The sequence below is a fragment of the Metabacillus litoralis genome (assembly GCF_007994985.1).
Lineage (GTDB): Bacteria > Bacillota > Bacilli > Bacillales > Bacillaceae > Metabacillus > Metabacillus litoralis.
Window position 1 is genome coordinate 1 of sequence record NZ_VOQF01000048.1, and the last position, 1,114, is coordinate 1,114.

The 1,114-nt window shown below is 34.5% G+C and carries 2 protein-coding genes; both read right to left on the bottom strand.

The annotated features are described in order from the left end of the window. Positions 1-230, bottom strand: a 230-nt coding sequence (locus FS935_RS23065) for a hypothetical protein (protein WP_146950935.1), incomplete at its 3' end; no start/stop codon positions are given. Continuing rightward, complete coding sequence (locus FS935_RS23070; protein WP_146950936.1) at positions 214-1,026, bottom strand: hypothetical protein; 813 nt, start codon at positions 1,024-1,026, stop codon at positions 214-216. The genes FS935_RS23070 and FS935_RS23065, both read right to left, overlap by 17 nt. Positions 1,027-1,114: the final 88 nt, after the last annotated feature.

A 1,114-nucleotide genomic window follows, 5' to 3' on the forward strand; every position in this document is an offset into this window, starting at 1 on the left:
GTCTTGGCCAGCTGTGGTTGATCGTCACCAACAAGTAATAAAAAAGCTGGCTGATGATAAGAGGCCTCGTTATTTTCTGGGCTTTGAACGGTTGATACTGGCTGAGCTTCATTAAAATAACGATATTTCAATAGAAGGTCCGAACGAATCATCATGAAAAACAGCCCGATAATTCCAACAAAAATCATCATAAAATAGACACTTTTTTCAATTTTAAAGTTGTTGTTCATATTCATCACCTTGAAGCCAAAAACGCAGCTGGTTCAGCTTATCAGGAGAAAGCTTAATATCTGATGAGCGCAGCTTGTTCATAACTTGTTTAAATTCACTACTATTCCTCATTGAATAATGAACATTCAATGCCGAAAAATAAGCATCCTCTTTTTCAGGAAAAACCTCAAGAAACTGTTTCGCTGTTTCCAACGCTACTTGATGTTCATTCAAAGTAATCGCTGATTCTATTTTTTCAATAAAGTTTAATTCATCGCTAGCTGGTGAAATCTTAATTAACTTATCCAACGTCTGATAATAGAGATAGGTATACTTCTTTCTTGTTTGTTTATCTAAGAATTCAATTCGAATATAATGCTTTAATAAATCACGATAAGCCTCAAGTGAATCATAATCTCCACCATCATATAAAAGCTGTTCCTCAAGCTGACGCATCGTTTTCATTAAGTCACTTTTCACCTGCTGAACCGCAGTTGCAGCATAATGAGATGTTTCTGAATCATCACTTTGAAGAGCCAGCTCAAGTGCATCTACATTTTTTAGAAATTCACCCTTTAATAAATCAATCAGGATTTTCCGTTTTGTTTTATTATCGTTTAAAATAAGCGCATCGTTAAACGGGATTATATCCGTTTCTTCTTCAATATCTGGTGACTTTAAAACAAAATCATCAAACTGCACACGTCGAAGAAGCCAATCCGGTAGGTCATTTTTCGAGTACATTTTCCTCGACATGTTATAAATGATAAACACACCAAAAAACGGACAGGAAAGAAGAATCATTGCTTGTAGCACAATTCCTTTTCTCTTTAAAACAACCAAGACAATGATATAAATAACAGCTAAAAGATAATAAGCAAAAAGAATTTTACCCAGCATTTAT